The sequence below is a fragment of the Lacrimispora sp. genome (assembly GCF_031982545.1).
Lineage (GTDB): Bacteria > Bacillota > Clostridia > Lachnospirales > Lachnospiraceae > Lacrimispora.
In genome coordinates this window covers 1-19,171 of sequence record NZ_DALYXB010000001.1, presented here as the reverse complement: position 1 = coordinate 19,171, position 19,171 = coordinate 1, and the positions used below count along the sequence as shown (strand labels likewise).

The window sequence follows — 19,171 nt, the reverse complement described above, 5'->3', positions numbered from 1 at the left end:
AGGCCGCCATGTACTATGCGACAATAAAACCCACCGATGTTGCCAATGGACCTGGCGTGAGAGTGTCCTTGTTTGTCAGTGGGTGTACTCATTACTGTAAGGGCTGCTTTAATGCAGAAGCATGGGATTTCCACTATGGAAAAGAGTATACAAAAGAAACCGTAGAACAGATTATCCGCAATTTAGATCACAGCTATATAGCAGGGCTCACCCTTTTGGGAGGGGAGCCCATGCATCCGGAAAATCAGACAGAAGTCCTTAAACTGGTAGAAGAAGTACGCCGACGGTTCCCCGATAAAACTATCTGGTGCTATACAGGATATGATTTTGAGACGGATATTTTGGGAGATATGGTTAAAAATCTTCCACAGACCCGCCGAATATTAGAGTGCCTGGATGTACTGGTAGACGGTAAATTTGTGGAAGAAAAAAAGGATTTGAAACTTCGGTTTAAAGGATCCTCTAACCAGAGAATTATAAAGGTTCCGGATTCACTGGCTCATCAGGAAGTCATATTGTGGGAATAAAAAAACAGGGTGCCATCCGATGCCGTGAGGACAGTGGATGCACCCTGTTTTTAACAGTTATCAGTCCGCTTCTGGCTGGAGGACACTGCCGGTAAGATTGTACTCCAGCCAGACTCTTCGGATTTCGATGATGCCGATGATAAGAGCGAATAATCCGGTGCAGATATTGCTGACGGCCATAACCACACCAACGCTGGAACTTCCCATTTTCGTAAAGTTCTGCAGATACCACAGAACCGGAATGCGGAATACAAATACCCGGCAGAAATTAATGGCCAGTGTAATGTTTGTCCGGCCAAATCCGTACAGCAGTGCAAGAACGGATGCATTAATACCCAGAGGTATTGCTCCATAGGCTTCAAACCGGTAAATTGATGCAATCATATCTGCAAATTCTTTGTTGTCACCTGCAAAAAGCCTGCTGATCTGCCCTAAAAAAATAAGGGATAATGACATTAGGAAAGCTCCCAGAGCCACATTAATTACAAGAATACAGCCAAATGCTTTCAGGGCACGTTCTGGCTTGCCAGCTCCCATGTTCTGACTGATAATGGCAGAACCGCCCTCCTGAAACCCGTTTTGGGGCATGGTGGTTATTCCGCCGATGTTATTGGAGATTCCAAGAGCTCCCACAGTCAGTGCACTGTAAATCGTGCTCATGGAATTAATAACAACCTTTCCAAGTGAAAAGGCGATTTTCTCTATAATAACCGGTATGGAAAGTGTGAGCATGGGAACAATCACTGCAGATTTTAAACGGATGCTTTGAAAGGAAAAGCCAAATGCATTGTCTTTCTGGTTTAAATTTTTAATAGCTGCTGCCAGGATAAAAATCTGGGAAATAATGGTTGCAACAGAGATCATATTGATTCCGCCTCCCATCACATAAACGAAAAAAGCGGTTAAAGAAAGTTTGATAACAATGACACCCATATTTAAGTTTAAGATTCTGCGGGAATTCCCTCTGGCTCTTTCAATGGCAATATAGACGTTGTTAAAAAAGCTGATGACCATACCGATCAGCTCCAGGCGGAAGTACTGGATGCCTTCTGTAATAAAGCTCTCAGGTGTTTTGGCAAGTTTAAGAAACTGGGGAGCAGCAGGCATTAAAACAAGAAGAATGACTGCTCCTAATAAGCCACACATGGCAAACAGGCTGCTGACTCGTTTCTTTACCAGGTTAAAATCTCCTGCACCGTAAGCCTCACTGATTTTTATACTGGATCCGATTGCAAGACCGCCGCCCAGTGCAGATAGTGTTAAGCCGATTTGGGAAAGATAGGCGACTGCGGAAACGGAGGATGCGCCGATATGGGCAGCCATCATGGAATCAAATATTTTAAAAAGCTGGTTTAAGCTTTGATAAAGGGCCAGCGGTGTTCCCACATAGAGAACCACCCTCCACATGTTGGCATGAAGTGCAAAATTACGAAATTTTTCATCTTTAGCAGATAATGTTGCTTTCTCTGACATGGTATATCTCCTCTTCTGTTCAATCATTTTTCGCGCTCTATTAGCATAAGGCAAAGAAAAAATAAAATCTACTAATTTTATGATATATTTAGCCAATACTACAGATTTTTTGTTCACTTTCGGCTGCTCTTTGTTTTCAAGCAGAAAAAGATGTGATATAGTAAGCTTTGGAAAGGCAGGTGATGGAACATGTTCCTGAATAAATTGGAAGGACAGATGTCGGAAGCTGTGTCAACGGGAATTATACTTACGTTGTCCGGCGGCTTGCAGGATGCATATACCTACTTTTACAGGGGAAAGGTATTTGCCAATGCCCAGACAGGCAATATTATTATTTTTGCCCACAATATCATGAATGGAAGCTGGCGGACAGCGTTTCGCTATCTGATGCCAATACTGGCGTTTGTTGCAGGAATCTATGTTTCTGAGGTGATCAGAGGAAAATACAGAGACAGTAAGAGGATACACTGGCGGCAGATAGTCGTGGTTGCGGAGGTAGTGCTTTTACTTCTGGTGGGATTTTTGCCAAACTCCATGGATCTGGCAGCCAATGCCATGGTATCCTTTGTTTGTGCCATGCAGGTAGAGGCGTTTCGAAAAATGAAGGGCAGTGCCTTTGCCAGTACCATGTGTATTGGTAATTTAAGAAGCGCAACTGAGATGCTCTACCGGTACCGTCAGACAAGAGACAGGGAGAATCTTGAAAAATGTCTCCGTTATTATGGTGTGATCCTGTTTTTTGCCGTGGGAGCTGGTGCGGGTAGTTTTCTGGTACCTTTATTTGCAGAAAAAACCATTTGGTTTTCCTGCATCCTTTTAGTTTTTGCATTTGGTATTATGTTTGTGAAAGAGAATCATGAAACAGTTGAAGCAGTTGAAGCAGACAGGAGGTAAATAGATATGGAATATAGAAAATTTGAACATACATTTGTAATTCGGCTGGATCCGGGTGAAGAAATTTTGACCAGTCTGACCCAGCTTTGTAAAAAAGAAGGGATCGGGCTGGCATCGGTTACCGGTCTGGGCGCAGCCGGCACCATTCAGCTTGGAGTTTATGACACGGAAAAGAAACAGTATTACAGCCATGAGTACAAGGGACTTTATGAGATTGCATCTCTTATGGGCAGTATTACGGAAAAAGACGGAGAGCCTTATCTGCATCTTCATATGGTGATTGGTAATCCACACAATGGAGAATGCCACAGCGGTCATCTGGGACGTGCAGTCATCAGCGCTACTGGAGAAATTATCGTTACAGAAATTCCCGGAAGCGTTGGAAGAAGAGCGGATGAGACAGTGGGATTAAATTTATTTGAATTTATGAATGAGGATTAATAACCCCAGTATTCCCCGGCCAATCGGATGAAATACTTAGATGCCCTGGTTAAGTAGCTGTTTTTCCGGTAAGCAGCCACTACATCCCATACGGGGTGGGAGGGGAGTGAAAAGCATGCAATTCCTTCCGGCTTCGTCCGGAAATAGGACATGGGAATCAGCCCGCAGCAAAGGCCGGCCTGAATCATGGTGATAATTGCACTGGTGCTGGAAGTCTCAAACAATACGTTGGGGATAAAACCTGCTTCCTGAAAGATCCGGTCTATGAGATAACGGATGGTGGATTCCTGGTACATGAGAACGAAGGGGGCTTCTGCCAGAAGTTTGATATCCAGTTCCGGATAAACCTCTTCGCCGTTTTCTTCCAGACTGCTTAAGGGGTGTTTTTGGGGAAGAGCAAGAATAATTTCTTCTTTTCCCAATTCTATATATTCATCGCCGGTTCTCTGGCTGGGACATAATGTCTGAAATCCAATATCCAGTTCTCCTCTTACAATCATCTCCTGCTGGTTTTTCACACTGCGTTCCACAGGAATGATATGGATGCCGGGGAACTTTTGATGAAATTTGGGATACACTGCGGAAAACATGGCGATTCCTCTCCCTGGTGTCAGCCCTACTGAGAGAGTGCCCTCTTTATCTGACACCATATCGCCGATGATGCGGTAGGTCTCCTGTTTAATCAGGAGCATTTTCCTGGCATTTTCAAGATAAATTTCTCCGGCCTGAGTGGGCCGCCAATTGGTTCGTGAGCGGTGAAAAAGCTGAGTGCCCAGCTCTTTTTCCAGGCGAAGAAGCTGCTGGTTTAGTGCCGGTTGGGTGAGAAAAAGCTTTTCTGCCGCTTTCGTGATGTTGTTTTCCTCTGCAATTTTTAATATATATTCAATCTGTTTGGTATCCAAGCATATACCCCCTATAACAATGTTGTATTGTCAGTATAGACTATTTCCGCAAAAAGCACAACGATTACTCAAAGAAAAATTTAGAGAATTCTTAAAACTATTAATTTTACAAAATAATCCTGTGTAATTAAAATAAAAACATACAGAAATAACCTGTTTTTTGTGTAATATTACAATGGAAAGGATCAGTAAGGAATGAGTAAACCGCTGTTTGTTAAAATGAAAGAAGAAGATAATGTGGCGATTGCAGTTGATGATATTAAAGCAGGCCAGGAGATTATGCCAGGTGTGGTTGCCAGACATGAGATTCCCCAGGCCCATAAGATTGCGCTTTTGGACATTGAAAAGGGCGGGCCTGTCATCCGTTACGGTGTGGTGTTAGGCTATGCAGCAGAGCCGATTAAAAAGGGAGACTGGATTAATGAATATATGCTAGAGCTTCCCCAGCCGCCGGATGTGGATCATATGGTGTTTTCAACTAATGTGGTTACAGATCTGCCCCAGCCGCCTGTTACCACATGGGAAGGGTATGTAAATCCGTGGGGAGGTCCGGGAGGAACCCGTAACATTCTGGGAATCAGTACAACGGTTCAGTGTGTGACCGGTGTTTTAAACGTAGCGGTGGAGCGTATGAAACGGGAACTTCTTCACAAATATCCCAATGTGGATGATATTGTACCCATCAATCATGCCTATGGCTGCGGAGTTGCCATCAATGCGCCAGAGGCAAAGGTTCCAATCCGCGCCCTTCGGAATTTATCCAAACACCCGAATTTTGGCGGACAGCTGATGGTGGTAGCATTAGGCTGTGAAAAGTTTACAGTAGAGATGCTTTGCGATTCTGCTGATATTAACCCGGACAATGTGATCATTCTTCAGGAAAAAGAGGGCTTTGAAGATATGATTACTTCCCTGATGGAAATGGCAGAAAAAAAGCTTCAGATTTTAAATGAAAGAAAACGGGTGACACTTCCCCTTTCTGACCTGCTCATTGGGATGCAGTGTGGCGGAAGCGATGCATTTTCCGGTGTTACAGCCAATCCGGCAGCAGGCTATGCCTCTGACATGCTGGTGAAAGGCGGAGCAACTGTTTTGTTTTCCGAAGTGACTGAGGTAAGAGACGGAGTCTATTTATTAGCGGAGCGGTGCATCAATGAAGAGGTTGGAAAGAAGCTTGCCAGTGAGATGAAATGGTATGATCATTATCTCCAGGAGGGTGAGGTAGACCGCAGTGCAAATCCGACTCCAGGAAATAAAAAGGGAGGGCTTGCAAATATCGTGGAAAAAGCCATGGGCTCCATTGCAAAATCAGGAACGTCTCCCATTGTGGAAGTGCTTTCGCCTGCTGAGAAGCCCAGCAAAAAGGGGTTAATCTATGCCGCAACGCCGGCAAGTGATATTGTCTGCGGTCCCTGTCAGCTGGCAAGCGGAATCGGGCTCCAGGTATTCATGACGGGGAGAGGGACTCCTTACGGTCTGGCGATTGCACCTGTTATCAAGGTCTGCTCCAGAAATGATATGAAGGCCCAGTGGCAGGATTTAATTGATATCAATGCAGGCACCATTGCATCAGGAGATTCCACCATTGAAGAAATTGGAACCCAGCTGTTTCATGAGATCGTTGATGTGGCCAGCGGCCGTAAGCAGACCTGGGCTGAAAAATACCGTCTCCACAATGATTTGTGTATTTTTAATCCTGCTCCAATCACCTGATAAGATTTTCATCAGCAATATTCACAAAAAGCTCCTGCTGTGTTAAAATAGAAATCAAATATACATGACAGGAGCGGAACATGGCTGATTATCCCAACAAGAGTGAGAAGACAAAATACCGGCTTGCTGATTCCATCAAAGACTGCATGAAAACCAGACCGGTGGATAAGATCACGGTTCAGAATATTGTAGACGGCTGTCAGATGACCAGGCAGACATTCTATCGGAACTTTAAAGATAAGTATGATTTGATTAACTGGTATTTTGACAAACTGGTGCTGGAATCCTTTGCCCAGATCGGAGTGGACAAGACTGTCTGCCAGAGCCTGAATGAGAAGTTCCAGTTTATTCAGAAGGAATCGGTTTTCTTTACCGGTGCATTCCGTTCCGATGATTATAATTCATTAAAGGAACATGATTTTGAACTGATCATGGGTTTTTATACGGATTTACTGATCCATAGAAGGCAGGAGCCTTTATCGGATGAGATTTTATTTCTATTGGAGATGTATTGCCGCGGATCTGTGTATATGACTGTTAAGTGGGTTCTTTCGGGAATGCCCCAGGCACCGGCGGAGATGGCCAAAAGTCTTGTAGAGGCCATGCCTCCCAAACTGTTTGCAGTTTTTGAAGAAGCCAGACTGGTTTAAAATATGGTACTTATGCACATAATTGAAGTTACAGTTTAAAGCTGATGTAACATTTGTTACAAAAGCATAAAACTGTAACTTTATTTTTTGGGGTCTGGTTGTTAAAATTATAACAGTATGAAACACTTCCTTCTATGGGAGAAAAGAAAAGGAGAGATTACCATGGCAAACAGAATTATTTTAAATGAAACATCTTATCACGGCGCAGGTGCGATTCACGAGATCCCTGGTGAAGTGGCAAAAAGAGGGTTTAAAAAAGCATTTGTCGCATCTGATCCTGATTTAATTAAATTCCAGGTGACATCAAAGGTGACAAAAATACTGGAAGAAAACGGTCTGGAATATGAAATTTATTCTGATATCAAGCCAAATCCCACAATTGAGAATGTTCAGACCGGAGTAGAAGCATACAAAAAATCCGGCGCTGATTATATTATTGCAATTGGCGGCGGCTCCTCCATGGATACATCCAAGGCAATCGGTATTATCATTGCAAATCCGGAATATGAAGATGTAAGAAGTTTAGAAGGTGTTGCACCCACAAAGAATCCTTCTGTACCGATTATTGCAGTGCCCACCACAGCTGGTACGGCAGCAGAAGTAACCATCAACTATGTAATTACTGATGTGGAGAAAAAACGTAAATTTGTATGTGTTGATCCTCATGACATCCCTGTTGTTGCAATTGTAGATCCGGACATGATGGCCAGCATGCCAAAAGGCCTGACTGCAGCTACCGGTATGGATGCACTCACCCATGCAATCGAAGGTTATATCACAAAAGGAGCCAATCCCATTACGGACATGTTTAATTTAAAAGCGGTGGAGCTGATTGGCAAAAGCTTAAGAGCCGCTGTTGACAATACCCCGGAAGGCAGAGAAGGTATGGCTTTGGGACAATATATAACAGGTATGGGATTTTCAAACTGCGGCCTTGGAATCGTACATTCTATGGCTCATGCACTGGGTGCCGTCTATGATACGCCTCATGGAGTGGCCAATGCAATTCTCCTTCCTGCAATTATGGAGTTTAATGCAGAAGCGACGGGAGAGAAGTATCGTGATATAGCAAAAGCCATGGGAGTGGAAGGAACGGAATCCATGAGTCCGGAAGAATACAGAAAAGCAGCTGTCGCAGCGGTGAAAAAGCTTTCTGAGGATGTAGGAATCCCCGCAGATTTAACCAGCATTGCAAAAGAAGGAGATATTCAGTTCCTGGCTGAATCTGCAGCAGCAGATGCCTGTGCGCCTGGTAATCCAAAAGAAGCCAGTCTGGAAGATATTATCCGGTTATACCAATCCCTCATGTAAATTTTAATATCTATTCTGGGGCTGTTGCAAAAATAGATGAGCAATCTATTGGAGCAATGGCTCCACTTTTTTACTTGAAAATAGAAAAAGGAAGCTATTGACATCAGCTAAGCATAAAGATACTATTTAAAGAATCAGATTTGATATCACATACATATTGTTCAGTTTTTAACTGATACTGGATTATAGATCAGATTACCTCAAAAAGGAGAACTAATATGGAAACATTTGATTCGAAAAGCGTTCAGGCACTGCTGAAAACGCAAAAAGATTTTTACCGACAGGGGCATACCCATAATATTTCCTTCCGTGTAAAACAGTTGGAAAAGCTTTATCTGGCGCTGCATCGCTATGAAGATGAGATAAAAGAAGCATTATATCAAGATTTAGGCAAAGGTGAATTCGAAGCATATGTTACGGAAATAGGATTTGTATACCAAAGCATCAGGCATATCATCCGTAACCTGCGAAAATGGGCAAAGCCTGAAGCCGTTAGAACACCCATCCACCTTCAGCCTTCCAGAAGCTATATTATAAAAGAGCCTTATGGAACTGTTCTTATTATTGGACCGTTTAATTATCCGTTCCAACTGCTGATTGAACCCATGATTGGTGCCATTGCAGGTGGGAATTGCGTTATTTTAAAACCATCAGAGAATACCCCTCACCTTTCAGCTGCGATGGATCGTCTCATAAAAGAAACCTTTCATAAGTCATATATCAGTGTGGTGCAGGGTGACCGTGAAGAGACTTCTTTACTGATTCATGCCCCTATGGACTATATCTTCTTTACCGGCAGTGTTGGGGTTGGTAAAATTGTAATGGAGGCAGCAGCAAAGAATCTGATTCCTGTTACACTGGAATTGGGGGGCAAAAGTCCAGCCATAGTGGATCGGACCGCAAATCTGGATCTGGCTGCCAAGCGGATTATTTGGGGTAAGTTTTTAAATGCAGGTCAGACCTGCATTGCTCCTGATTATGTTTTGGTTGAGGAATCGGTACGGGATGAATTAGTTCAGAAAATGAAATCAGCGCTGATGAAGTTCTTTGGAAAAGCTCCGATGGAAAGCAAGGATTTTGGAAGAATCGTAAACGATCGGCAGTTCGATCGGCTTGCCGCCATTCTGAAGCAGGATCGCTCTCATATCCTGTACGGAGGAGAGTGTAGGAAGGAACTGCTGTTTATAGAACCCACATTGACAGAAGCAATTTCCTGGGATTGCGCAGCCATGCAGGATGAACTTTTCGGGCCAATTCTACCCATTATGACTTATCAGTCCCTGGCTGAAGCCATACGTATGGTACAGGACCATCAAAAACCCCTGGCTCTTTATCTCTTTACCAGGGATAAAGGCGTGGAAAAGAAGGTATTTACCCAGGTTTCCTTTGGAGGAGGATGCGTCAATGATACCATTTCACATATTGCAAATTATAACCTTCCTTTTGGAGGGGTTGGAAACTCTGGAATGGGTGCTTACCACGGCAAATACAGCTTTGATTTATTTACCCATGCAAAAAGTATTATGAGAAAGAGTGATCGTCTGGAAACTGGACTTACCTTTCCGCCCTATCATAACAAGCTGAATCTGATCAGGAAGATTTTAAAGTAAATTTATATTGTAGGAATTACAGGTGAAAAATTAGCAAGTCAGAGTATGACCAATATTTTGCCATGGACATTGCGGATCATTTGAATGAATTAGAGTATTAAACAGGGCATTTAGCGGGGGCCTGTGAAGACCTGGTCTATCAGCTCGTCCAGCCGCTTGCACTCATGAGAATTACTTATATGAGAAGAGGGCGTCACACCATCACTATATATTAGTGATTTTGTGGTACCCTCGTTTTGTTTGCACATGAATGGCAGAAACAATAGAACCTGTGAGGAGATTTAAAAACAGGATGCAAAATCAGAGTAATCATGCTATGATTAAAAAAGTGCTAAAAAAAGCATAATCTATCACAAAGGGGGTGAGCAGATGGCAGACACGAAAAATGACTTCTCAAAAGGCAGTATCGTTGAAAATGTAATGAAACTGGCAGTACCCATGACATTTGCCCAGCTGATTAATGTTCTTTATAATATCGTAGACAGAATTTACATAGGTAGAATTGCAGAAGATGCTACACTGGCATTAACGGGACTTGGGCTCTGTCTTCCCATAATTTCCATGGTGATCGCCTTCGCTAATTTATTTGGAATGGGAGGGGCTCCTCTGTGCTCCATTGAAAGAGGCAGGGGCAATAACGAAGAAGCGGAAAAAATCATGGGTAATTCCTTTATTCTACTTGTGATATCCGGTATTATTCTAACCGCTTTGGGACTGGTTTTTAAAAAGCCCATGCTGTATCTGTTTGGTGCCAGCGATAAAACTTACCCTTTTGCCGATCAGTATATCAGTCTATACCTTCTTGGTAATATTTTTGTTATGATCGGACTTGGGATGAACAGCTTTATCAATTCTCAGGGGTTTGGAACCATAGGAATGATAACAGTTCTGGTTGGGGCAGCAGCTAATATTGTGCTGGATCCCATCTTTATTTTTGCCCTGGATATGGGGGTAAGGGGAGCTGCCCTTGCGACAATTATATCCCAGTTTCTCTCAGCACTCTGGATTGTGCTCTTTTTAACAGGAAAAAAGACCATACTGCGGCTGAAGTTTTCCGCTCTCCGCTTAAAAAAACACCGGGTTCAGGCGATTACGGCTCTTGGTATGTCTGGTTTTACCATGTCCATAACCAACAGCCTGGTTCAGATCATGTACAATTCATCTCTTCAACGCTATGGAGGAGATTTGTATGTAGGAATTATGACAGTCATTAATTCTGTCAGGGAAGTAATATCCATGCCAGTCAATGGACTGACCAATGGCTCTCAGCCGGTAATGGGCTATAATTACGGCGCCGGTGAATACAAACGGGTGAAGCAGGCTGTTAAATTCACATCAGCTGTAGCTATTATATATACAACTGTCATGTGGGGGTTTGTCCATATCTTTCCGGAGTTTTTCATTCGGATATTCAATCAGGATGGGGAACTTTTGAAAGCAGGAATTCCTTCTATGAGGATCTATTATTTTGGCTTCTTCCTCATGTCGCTTCAGTTTGCCGGTCAGTCTGTTTTTGTAGCGCTCGGTAAGGCCAGGCGGGCCGTGTTTTTTTCCATTTTCAGAAAAGTTGTAATTGTGATTCCTCTAATCCTGATTCTTCCTGTTATTATGGGAAATGGAGCAAGTGGAGTTCTTATGGCAGAGCCAATTTCCAATTTAATCGGGGGAGGCGCCTGTTTTATCACCATGCTGGTTACGGTATGGCCGGAACTTAGTCAAAAGACAAACCCCGGAAAGGAAGGGTAAGATGAAAACTATAACCAGAAATTATATTACCCACATACTGTCAAGAGACAATCCTCCCTGCGGACGAATCAGGGCAGGAGAGACGGTTGCATTTGAGACATATGACTGCTTTACCAATCAGTTCCTTCCAGAAGAAGCTACTTTTGAAAATGTTGTCCGTAAGCCTGGAAATCCGGCAACAGGACCACTTTTTATAGAAGGTGCCATGCCTGGAGACATGTTAAAGATCGATATTCTGGATATCGTATTGGGACCTGAGGGAGTTGTTATGCTGGGACCGGGAAGCGGCAGTGAAAGAGAATTTTTTTCACATAAGATTTTGAAGCGGATTCCTGTGATTGACGGGTTTGCCCATTACAGTGAACATCTGAAACTGCCCATAACACCAATGATCGGAGTGATTGGTGTGGCTCCAGGCGGAGACGGGGTCTCCACCATTACTCCCATGGATCATGGCGGCAATATGGACTGTACACAGATCAGAAAGGGAGTCACTCTTTACCTTCCGGTTTTTACAGAGGGAGCTCTTTTATCCCTGGGCGATTTTCATGCTATTATGGGTGACGGTGAGGTGGAAGACTGCGGTCTGGAGATAGAAGGAAAGGCGGTTCTGCGGGTTGATGTTGTGAAAAACAGAAATTGCGTACCATATCCTATGATTGAGACCGGTGAAAAGCTGATTACCATTGCTTCGGCAGAAGACGTTGAGGCCGCATGGAGAAAAGCGGTCAGACAGATGTATGGCTTCCTGAAAGAAACGATTGGCCTTGATGACAACGATGCCGGAATGCTTCTGACTCTGGCAGGAGACTTAGTGATCTGTCAGACTGTGAACCCTATGAAGACGGTAAGAATGGAATTCCCCCGTTATATAACCAGCAGTTATGGATTTGATTCCATTTCGGTAGACTAAAACAGGCTGAAAATTCTTGACATCAGCAGTCTTTTGGAAGATAATGATAAACAAATTATAAAAGCTGACGATATGCCGGTATGGGAAAGGAAGAGTATAACATGCAGACTATAAGAATTGAGAGAACCGCTTGCCCGAAAGAAAAACCAGGCAAAGAAAATCCTTTGACATTTGGTACCATATTTACGGATCATATGTTTGAGGTGGATTACGAGGAAGGAAAAGGCTGGTACGATCCAAGAGTTGTGCCTTACCACAAACTGGAACTGGAGCCCTCCTCCATGGTATTCCATTACGGTCAGGAGATGTTTGAAGGATTAAAGGCGTATAAAACAGAAGAGGGAAAGATCCTGTTATTCCGTCCTGACAAGAATATTGAGAGAGCAAACAGAAGCAATGACAGACTCTGTATTCCTGAGATTCCGGAAGAACTCTTTTTAGAGGCATTAAAGACAGTTGTAAGCGTAGATCAGGACTGGATTCCCACAAAGCCTGGAACTTCTCTTTATATCAGACCCTTTGTGATTGCCACTGATCCGTTTCTTGGAGTGAGACCTTCTAATACTTATAAGTTCATGATAATTCTGTCTCCGGTAGGTGCTTATTACGCCAGTGGACTGGATCCGGTCAAAATCTGGATTGAAGATGATTATGTAAGAGCGGTAAAAGGCGGAATCGGTGAAGCAAAGACCGGCGGAAACTATGTTGCTTCCCTGGCTGCGCAGGTGAAGGCCCATGAAGAAGGATACTCCCAGGTACTGTGGCTTGACGGTGTGCATCGCAAATACATTGAAGAAGTGGGCGCCATGAATATTTTCTTCAAAATCAACGGTGTTGTTATTACTCCAGAGCTTAACGGCAGCATTCTTCCCGGCGTTACAAGAGATTCCGTTTTATCCCTGTGCAGAGAATGGGGTATTAAGGTTGAAGAACGTAAGATTTCTGTAGACGAAATCGTGGCGGCAGCCAGATCCGGAGAGATGGAAGAGTGCTTTGGAACCGGTACGGCGGCAGTTGTTTCACCAGTTGGCGAGCTGCGGCTGGAAGATGAGAGAATGTCAATCGGGGGAGGAAGGATCGGAGAACTCACCCAGAGATGCTACGATACCATTACCGGTATCCAGCTTGGCCGGTTAACGGGACCAGAAGGCTGGAGCGTAGAGGTAAAATAATAGATAAAAGAATGACCGGCGGGGCTTGCAAGCACCGCCGGAAGTTTTGCCTGGAGACAAAAAGGAGTATTTATGACAGCAGTACTAATGAGGGCAACAGCCTTTGTGGCAATAATTTTAATGGGCTACTTACTAAAACGGGCAGGTTTTTTTCAGGCGAAAGATTTCTATCTGATTTCCCGAGTGGTGATTAAAATCACGCTTCCGGCGGCCATCGTTTCCAATTTCAGTAAGATCACCATGGAGCGTTCTCTCCTAGGCATGTGTGTGATCGGCCTTTTATGTAATTTTGTAACAATCGGAATAGGATATCTATCCAATATTTCCCGATCCGGAGACAGCAAAGCATTCGCCATGCTGAATATGTCCGGCTATAATGTTGGTAACTTTACCATGCCCTTTGTACAAAGCTTTTTAAGCCCTGTAGGCTTTGCGGCAACCAGTCTTTTTGATGCAGGAAATTCCATCATGTGTACAGGACTGACCTATTCTCTTGCAAGTATGGCAGCAGGAGCAGAAGAACAGCCCTCTTTTGGCAAGGTCATGAAAAAGCTTTTTTCCTCGGTACCATTTGATTGTTATATGATCATGACTGTTTTAGGTCTTCTAAAGATTAAGCTTCCCGGTATGATAGTCAGCTTTGCGGATACTGCAGGAGCAGCCAATGCATTTCTGGCTCTGCTAATGCTTGGCATTGGATTTGAAATCCGTATGGATAAAGAAAAAATTAAAAGAATCATTGAAATACTTGGAATGAGGTATGCCATTGCAATCACAATGGCTGTTGGCTTTTATTTTTTTGCTCCTTTTAATCTGGAGATTCGTCAGACACTTGCCATCGTAGCACTTGGTCCGGTTGCAGGCATATCGCCGGCATTCACCGCAGAACTGAAAGGTGATATTGAGATGGCAAGTGCCGTTAATTCTCTTTCCATTATAATCAGTATTGTGGCAATTACGGCGGCGCTTCTGATCCTTTTGTAAGAAAATATTTCATGACGCTTGACAAAACGTTTTTGAGTGCTATAATTTAGGCATAGAAATGCAAATAAGAGAAAGCGGTGACAAGACCAGTATCCTGACAGGAGAGCTCAGAGAGAGGCGCATACGGTGAAAGTGCCTTGCCGGAATATCAAGGAGAAGACCAGCTTGGAGCGTCCCTTAATCGGGAACGGTGATTCCGTTATCATCAGTATAAGTGGTTTGAATGAGTGAATCATTCTTTCAAGTAGGGTGGAACCGCGATTTATTATGTTAGAATCGTCCCTTTCTGTATGGAAACATATGGAAAGGGGCTTTTTTTATTTGATCCATGATTTCAATAATTGGTAAAGGAGATTAGAACAATGAAGATTACGTTAAAAGATGGTTCAGTCAAAGAGTACGATCATGCAATGTCAGTCATTGATATCGCTTCTGATATCAGCGAAGGACTTGCAAGAAATGCCTGTGCAGGCGAGATAGATGGAGAGGTTGTGGATTTACGGACTACCGTGGATAAGGACTGCAGTTTAAGCATTTTAACAGTCAGCGATCCTGCAGGGCTTGCAGCGTACCGTCATACAACCAGCCATATCCTGGCTCAGGCAGTGAAGAGACTTTATCCACAGGCCAAACTTGCCATCGGACCTTCCATCGAGAACGGATTTTACTATGATTTTGAAAATCCTTCTTTCTCCAGAGAAGATTTAGATAAAATCGAAGCAGAGATGAAAAAGATCATCAAAGAAGGAGAAGGGATTGAGCGTTTTACCCTTCCAAGAGAAGAAGCAGTTAAATTTATGGAAGAAAAGGGTGAGCCTTACAAGGTAGAGCTGATTTTAGATCTTCCGGAAGGAGAGGAGATCTCATTTTATAAGCAGGGAGATTTTACCGATCTTTGCGCAGGCCCTCATCTGATGAGCACAAAGTCCATTAAAGCATTTAAGCTGACTTCATCCTCTGGTGCTTACTGGAGAGGAAGCGAGAAGAACGCAATGCTTGCCCGTATTTACGGAACAGCTTTCTCAAAGAAAGACGAATTAAACGAATATCTGGAATATTTAGCAAATATCAAAAACCGTGATCATAACAAACTTGGCCGTGACATGGAATTATTTGCCACTGTAGATGTAATCGGCCAGGGCCTTCCTCTTTTAATGCCAAAGGGTGCCAAAATCGTCCAGACAATGCAAAGATGGATCGAAGATGAAGAGGAAAGACGTGGTTACATGAGAACCAAGACACCTCTTATGGCAAAGCGTGATTTATATATTATCTCTGATCACTGGGATCATTACAAAGAAGGCATGTTCATTCTTGGTGATGAGGAAAAGGATGATGAGGTATTTGCTCTTCGTCCCATGACATGTCCGTTCCAGTATTATGTGTATAAACAGAGCCAGAAATCTTACCGCGATCTTCCATGCAGATATGGTGAAACCTCCACTCTGTTTAGAAATGAAGATTCCGGAGAGATGCACGGACTTACACGTGTTCGTCAGTTTACGATTTCCGAGGGCCATTTAATTGTTCGTCCTGACCAGATTGAGGATGAGTTTAAAGGCTGTGTGGATCTTGCAAAATACTGCTTAACAACTCTTGGTCTGGAAGGTGATGTAACTTACCGTATGTCCAAGTGGGATCCTGACAATGCCAGCCACTATCTTGGAAATCCTGAGATGTGGGATGAAGTACAGGACATGATGCGTAAGATTCTGGATCATATTGGAATCGAGTATACAGAAGCAGTGGGAGAAGCAGCATTCTATGGTCCGAAGCTGGATATCCAGGCGAAGAATGTATATGGCAAGGAAGATACGATGATCACCATTCAGCTGGATATGTTCCTGGCAGAGCGTTTCGATATGAGCTTCGTAGATAAAGATGGAACTAAGAAACGTCCTTATATTATTCACAGAACTTCCATTGGCTGCTATGAAAGAACTCTTGCATGGCTGATTGAAAAGTACGAAGGTGCGTTCCCAACCTGGTTATGTCCGGAGCAGGTTCGTGTACTTCCTATTTCCGAGAAGTATCATGAGTATGCAGCAAAAGTGGCGGATCAGCTGAAAGCAAACGGAATTCTTGCCACAGTCGATGAGCGTTCTGAAAAAATCGGCTATAAGATCCGCGAAGCACGCCTTTCCAAACTGCCGTATATGCTGGTTGTGGGACAAAAAGAAGAGGAAGACGGTGTTGTTTCTGTCCGCAGCCGCTTTAACGGAGACGAAGGACAGCGCCCCATTGCAGACTTTATTGATGATATCTGCAAGGAGATCCGTACAAAAGAAATTAAGAAAATCAATGTAACAGAAGAATCCAAATAATAATTTACCATTCTGTGGGAGAGGAACTATCTTTGAGAATATTTTCCTCTCCCACAGCGCATAATACCTCTTGAAAGAAAATCTCAATAAGTATTCCAGGAGGAAATAAATATGACAAAATTGGACTGTAATGTAACCAGTTGCCTGCACAATTCTGATAATTACTGTTGTAAATCTGCAATTATCGTGGAAGGTTCTCAGGCTAAGGATACCGTTGATACCTGCTGCGGCAGCTTTGATGAGAACAGAGACGGTTCTTTCCACAACTTATTCAAAACTCCAGAGAGCAGACTGGAAGTGGACTGTGAAGCAGTTAACTGTATGTACAATGAAGGACGTCACTGTTCCGCTGAGCATATTGGCATAGCTGGTGATGGTGCCAGATCTTCAGAGCATACGGAATGCGCTACATTTAAGACAAGATAAGAGTAAAAAAGACAAAGACTGGCTGACAGGAATGTGGCAGGTCTTTGTCTTTCTTCTATATTAATTATAATATCATAAAAAACGTGCCAGCCGTAATCAGTAAGATACCAATCAGCTTTTTCCATACAATCTGTTCGTGGAGGATGAGAAACGCCAGAATGATAGTGAATACAATGCTGAACTTATCCACGGGTACAACCCTTGATGCTTCTCCAAGCTGCAGTGCCCTGTAATAGCAGAGCCAGGAAATTCCGGTAGCGCATCCAGAAAGAATAAGAAAAAGCCAGCCTTTTGAACTGATCTGTCGGATTCCATCCTGGGAGCCTGTTATAAAGACAATGAACCACGCCAAAAGAACCACAACCACAGTGCGTATGGCAGTGGCAAGATTGGAATTAACTCCTTCCATTCCAAGCTTTGCCAGTATGGAAGTAAATGCAGCAAAGATAGAAGAGAGCAGTGCGAAGACAAACCACATAATAAATACCTCCTTGGGCAATTTTGTTTTTTATAACTAAATTGTATCTCTGATTTGAGTGATTCGCAACTGGCATTTTGCTTTATATGGTAATAAAAAAGGACACAGACGGAAGGCATATATTCTGGCGGCAAATTAAAATGAAAAAACATTGACATATCACAAATTGTGTAGTATTATAATATAAGTTGTGAAAGCAACAGACAGGAAAGTAGGTATCCGCCTCACCACGGCACGAGTAAGTGTCCCTGGTTCATAGCCTTTGATACATAGGTGTACTGTGTAGAGACTTTGGTGGTGGATAGCGTTTGTCTATCTACTTTTTTTTATGCCTAAAGGCAGCAATGTAATTCCGACCAATACACACAATATAATGGAGGTGCACGACAATTAGCGATTTAATGATTAATGAACAGATCAGAGATAAAGAAATTCTGTTGATTGGTGAAAACGGAGAAAAGCTTGGGGTTATGTTAACCAAAGATGCCATGCAGATGGCTAAAGAAGCAGAGCTTGATTTGGTTAAAATTGCTCCTACCGCGAAACCACCGGTTTGCAAGATCATCGATTACGGTAAGTATCGTTATGAGCTGGCAAGAAAAGAAAAAGAAGCTAAAAAGAAACAGAAGGTAATCGAAATAAAAGAAGTTCGCTTATCTCCCAACATTGATACGAATGATTTGAATACAAAGATGGGCGCCGCAAGGAAGTTCCTCGAAAAAGGAGATAAAGTAAAGGTAACCTTACGTTTCAGAGGTCGTGAGATGGCGCATATGTCAAAGTCCAGATATATTTTAGAGGATTTCGCTGAAAAGTTATCCGATATCGCCACAATTGACAAACCATCGAAAGTGGAAGGAAGAAGCATGGTTATGTTTTTAACCGCAAAACGCTAAAAGAACATTATCAAGGAGGAAAATACAATGCCTAAATTAAAAACAAGCAAATCAGCTGCAAAACGTTTCAAAGTTACAGGTACAGGAAAGCTTGTAAGAAATAAAGCTTACAAATCTCACATCTTAACTAAGAAATCTACTAAGAGAAAAAGAAATCTTAGAAAAGATATTGTTACTGATGCAACCAATGCAAAAGTAATGAAAAAGATTTTACCATATTTATAGAATTCTAAGTTGAGAAGGAGGAAAGACCGATGGCAAGAATTAAAGGCGGTATGAACGCTAAGAAAAGACATAACAGAGTGTTAAAAATGGCTAAAGGCTATAGAGGCGCTCGTTCCAAACAGTATAGAGTAGCAAAGCAGTCCGTAATGAGAGCTTTAACAAGTTCTTATGCAGGCAGAAAAGAAAGAAAGAGACAGTTCAGACAGTTATGGATTGCTCGTATCAATGCAGCAGCACGTATTAACGGCGTATCCTACAGCGTATTTATGCATGGATTAAAGTTAGCTGGCGTTGATTTAAATAGAAAAGTATTAGCTGACATGGCTGTTAATGATGCAGCTGGCTTCGCAAAATTAGCTGAGCTTGCAAAATCCAAAGTAGCTTAATCGCATATTCAAACCTCGGAAACCTCGTGTTTACGGGGTTTTTTTGGTTCTATACTGAATGTTGGGGTGTGCTTGAAAAGCACACTACCAACATTCTTTT

The 19,171-nt window shown here is 42.9% G+C and carries 19 protein-coding genes; 16 read left to right on the top strand and 3 right to left on the bottom strand.

Annotated elements, in window-relative coordinates; all coding sequences use genetic code 11:
• Positions 1 to 8 precede the first annotated feature (8 nt).
• Positions 9 to 527 (top strand): anaerobic ribonucleoside-triphosphate reductase activating protein, encoded by a 519-nt coding sequence (nrdG, locus tag ABS301_RS00095; protein ID WP_349670256.1) that lies wholly within the window; start codon positions 9 to 11, stop codon positions 525 to 527.
• A 60-nt stretch (positions 528 to 587) separates the two neighbouring features.
• On the opposite strand, the gene ABS301_RS00090 is transcribed toward nrdG, so the two are convergent.
• The gene (locus ABS301_RS00090) at positions 588 to 2,000 is read right to left on the bottom strand and encodes an MATE family efflux transporter (protein ID WP_349670255.1); all 1,413 of its coding nucleotides are present in this window, start codon (positions 1,998 to 2,000) and stop codon (positions 588 to 590) included.
• Between the two features lie 189 nt (positions 2,001 to 2,189).
• On the opposite strand from ABS301_RS00090, the gene ABS301_RS00085 reads away from it, so the two are divergent.
• Complete coding sequence (locus tag ABS301_RS00085) at positions 2,190 to 2,894, top strand: YoaK family protein (protein WP_349670254.1); 705 nt, start codon at positions 2,190 to 2,192, stop codon at positions 2,892 to 2,894.
• 6 nt (positions 2,895 to 2,900) lie between these two features.
• Positions 2,901 to 3,335: a PPC domain-containing DNA-binding protein gene (locus ABS301_RS00080; RefSeq protein WP_349670253.1), complete on the top strand. Its 435-nt coding sequence runs from the start codon at positions 2,901 to 2,903 to the stop codon at positions 3,333 to 3,335.
• Here ABS301_RS00080 and ABS301_RS00075 read toward each other — a convergent pair.
• Positions 3,332 to 4,237: a LysR family transcriptional regulator gene (locus tag ABS301_RS00075; RefSeq protein ID WP_349670252.1), complete on the bottom strand. Its 906-nt coding sequence runs from the start codon at positions 4,235 to 4,237 to the stop codon at positions 3,332 to 3,334. The genes ABS301_RS00080 and ABS301_RS00075 overlap by 4 nt on opposite strands.
• Positions 4,238 to 4,432: 195 nt before the next feature.
• Between ABS301_RS00075 and garD the strand changes: the two genes are divergently transcribed.
• The 10 genes from garD (at position 4,433) to ABS301_RS00025 (ending at position 17,086) form a co-directional block, all read left to right on the top strand.
• On the top strand, positions 4,433 to 5,950 hold the full coding sequence (gene garD, locus ABS301_RS00070) for a galactarate dehydratase (protein WP_349670251.1): 1,518 nt from the start codon (positions 4,433 to 4,435) through the stop codon (positions 5,948 to 5,950).
• A gap of 80 nt (positions 5,951 to 6,030) precedes the next feature.
• Positions 6,031 to 6,600, top strand: coding sequence for a TetR/AcrR family transcriptional regulator C-terminal domain-containing protein (locus tag ABS301_RS00065; protein ID WP_349670250.1), 570 nt, complete (start codon positions 6,031 to 6,033; stop codon positions 6,598 to 6,600).
• Between the two features lie 162 nt (positions 6,601 to 6,762).
• On the top strand, positions 6,763 to 7,911 hold the full coding sequence (gene fucO, locus ABS301_RS00060) for a lactaldehyde reductase (RefSeq protein ID WP_349670249.1): 1,149 nt from the start codon (positions 6,763 to 6,765) through the stop codon (positions 7,909 to 7,911).
• A 182-nt stretch (positions 7,912 to 8,093) separates the two neighbouring features.
• Positions 8,094 to 9,521 (top strand): aldehyde dehydrogenase, encoded by a 1,428-nt coding sequence (locus ABS301_RS00055; protein WP_349670882.1) that lies wholly within the window; start codon positions 8,094 to 8,096, stop codon positions 9,519 to 9,521.
• Between the two features lie 369 nt (positions 9,522 to 9,890).
• Entirely contained in the window at positions 9,891 to 11,267 is a 1,377-nt protein-coding gene (locus ABS301_RS00050) for an MATE family efflux transporter (protein ID WP_349670248.1), read from the top strand.
• Between the two features lies 1 nt (position 11,268).
• Complete coding sequence (locus tag ABS301_RS00045; protein WP_349670247.1) at positions 11,269 to 12,180, top strand: acetamidase/formamidase family protein; 912 nt, start codon at positions 11,269 to 11,271, stop codon at positions 12,178 to 12,180.
• Between the two features lie 101 nt (positions 12,181 to 12,281).
• Positions 12,282 to 13,352: a branched-chain amino acid aminotransferase gene (locus ABS301_RS00040; protein ID WP_349670246.1), complete on the top strand. Its 1,071-nt coding sequence runs from the start codon at positions 12,282 to 12,284 to the stop codon at positions 13,350 to 13,352.
• A gap of 72 nt (positions 13,353 to 13,424) precedes the next feature.
• Positions 13,425 to 14,336: an AEC family transporter gene (locus ABS301_RS00035; RefSeq protein WP_349670245.1), complete on the top strand. Its 912-nt coding sequence runs from the start codon at positions 13,425 to 13,427 to the stop codon at positions 14,334 to 14,336.
• Between the two features lie 362 nt (positions 14,337 to 14,698).
• Positions 14,699 to 16,660, top strand: a complete 1,962-nt coding sequence (thrS, locus tag ABS301_RS00030) for a threonine--tRNA ligase (protein WP_349670244.1) — start codon at positions 14,699 to 14,701, stop codon at positions 16,658 to 16,660.
• Positions 16,661 to 16,771: 111 nt separating this feature from the next.
• Entirely contained in the window at positions 16,772 to 17,086 is a 315-nt protein-coding gene (locus ABS301_RS00025) for a DUF1540 domain-containing protein (RefSeq protein WP_349670243.1), read from the top strand.
• A gap of 64 nt (positions 17,087 to 17,150) precedes the next feature.
• Here ABS301_RS00025 and ABS301_RS00020 read toward each other — a convergent pair whose 3' ends face one another.
• Positions 17,151 to 17,564, bottom strand: coding sequence for an EamA family transporter (locus tag ABS301_RS00020; RefSeq protein WP_170821278.1), 414 nt, complete (start codon positions 17,562 to 17,564; stop codon positions 17,151 to 17,153).
• A 401-nt stretch (positions 17,565 to 17,965) separates the two neighbouring features.
• Here ABS301_RS00020 and infC point away from each other — a divergent pair, with 401 nt between their 5' ends.
• Genes infC through rplT form a run of 3 tightly spaced genes read left to right on the top strand, consistent with a single transcriptional unit; the run spans position 17,966 to position 19,071 of the window.
• A complete protein-coding gene (infC, locus tag ABS301_RS00015; protein ID WP_104439347.1) occupies positions 17,966 to 18,460 on the top strand; it encodes a translation initiation factor IF-3 in 495 nt (164 codons plus the stop codon).
• A gap of 27 nt (positions 18,461 to 18,487) precedes the next feature.
• Positions 18,488 to 18,685 (top strand): 50S ribosomal protein L35, encoded by a 198-nt coding sequence (rpmI, locus tag ABS301_RS00010; protein ID WP_013272956.1) that lies wholly within the window; start codon positions 18,488 to 18,490, stop codon positions 18,683 to 18,685.
• 29 nt (positions 18,686 to 18,714) lie between these two features.
• Complete coding sequence (rplT, locus tag ABS301_RS00005; protein ID WP_349670242.1) at positions 18,715 to 19,071, top strand: 50S ribosomal protein L20; 357 nt, start codon at positions 18,715 to 18,717, stop codon at positions 19,069 to 19,071.
• Positions 19,072 to 19,171 lie beyond the last annotated feature (100 nt).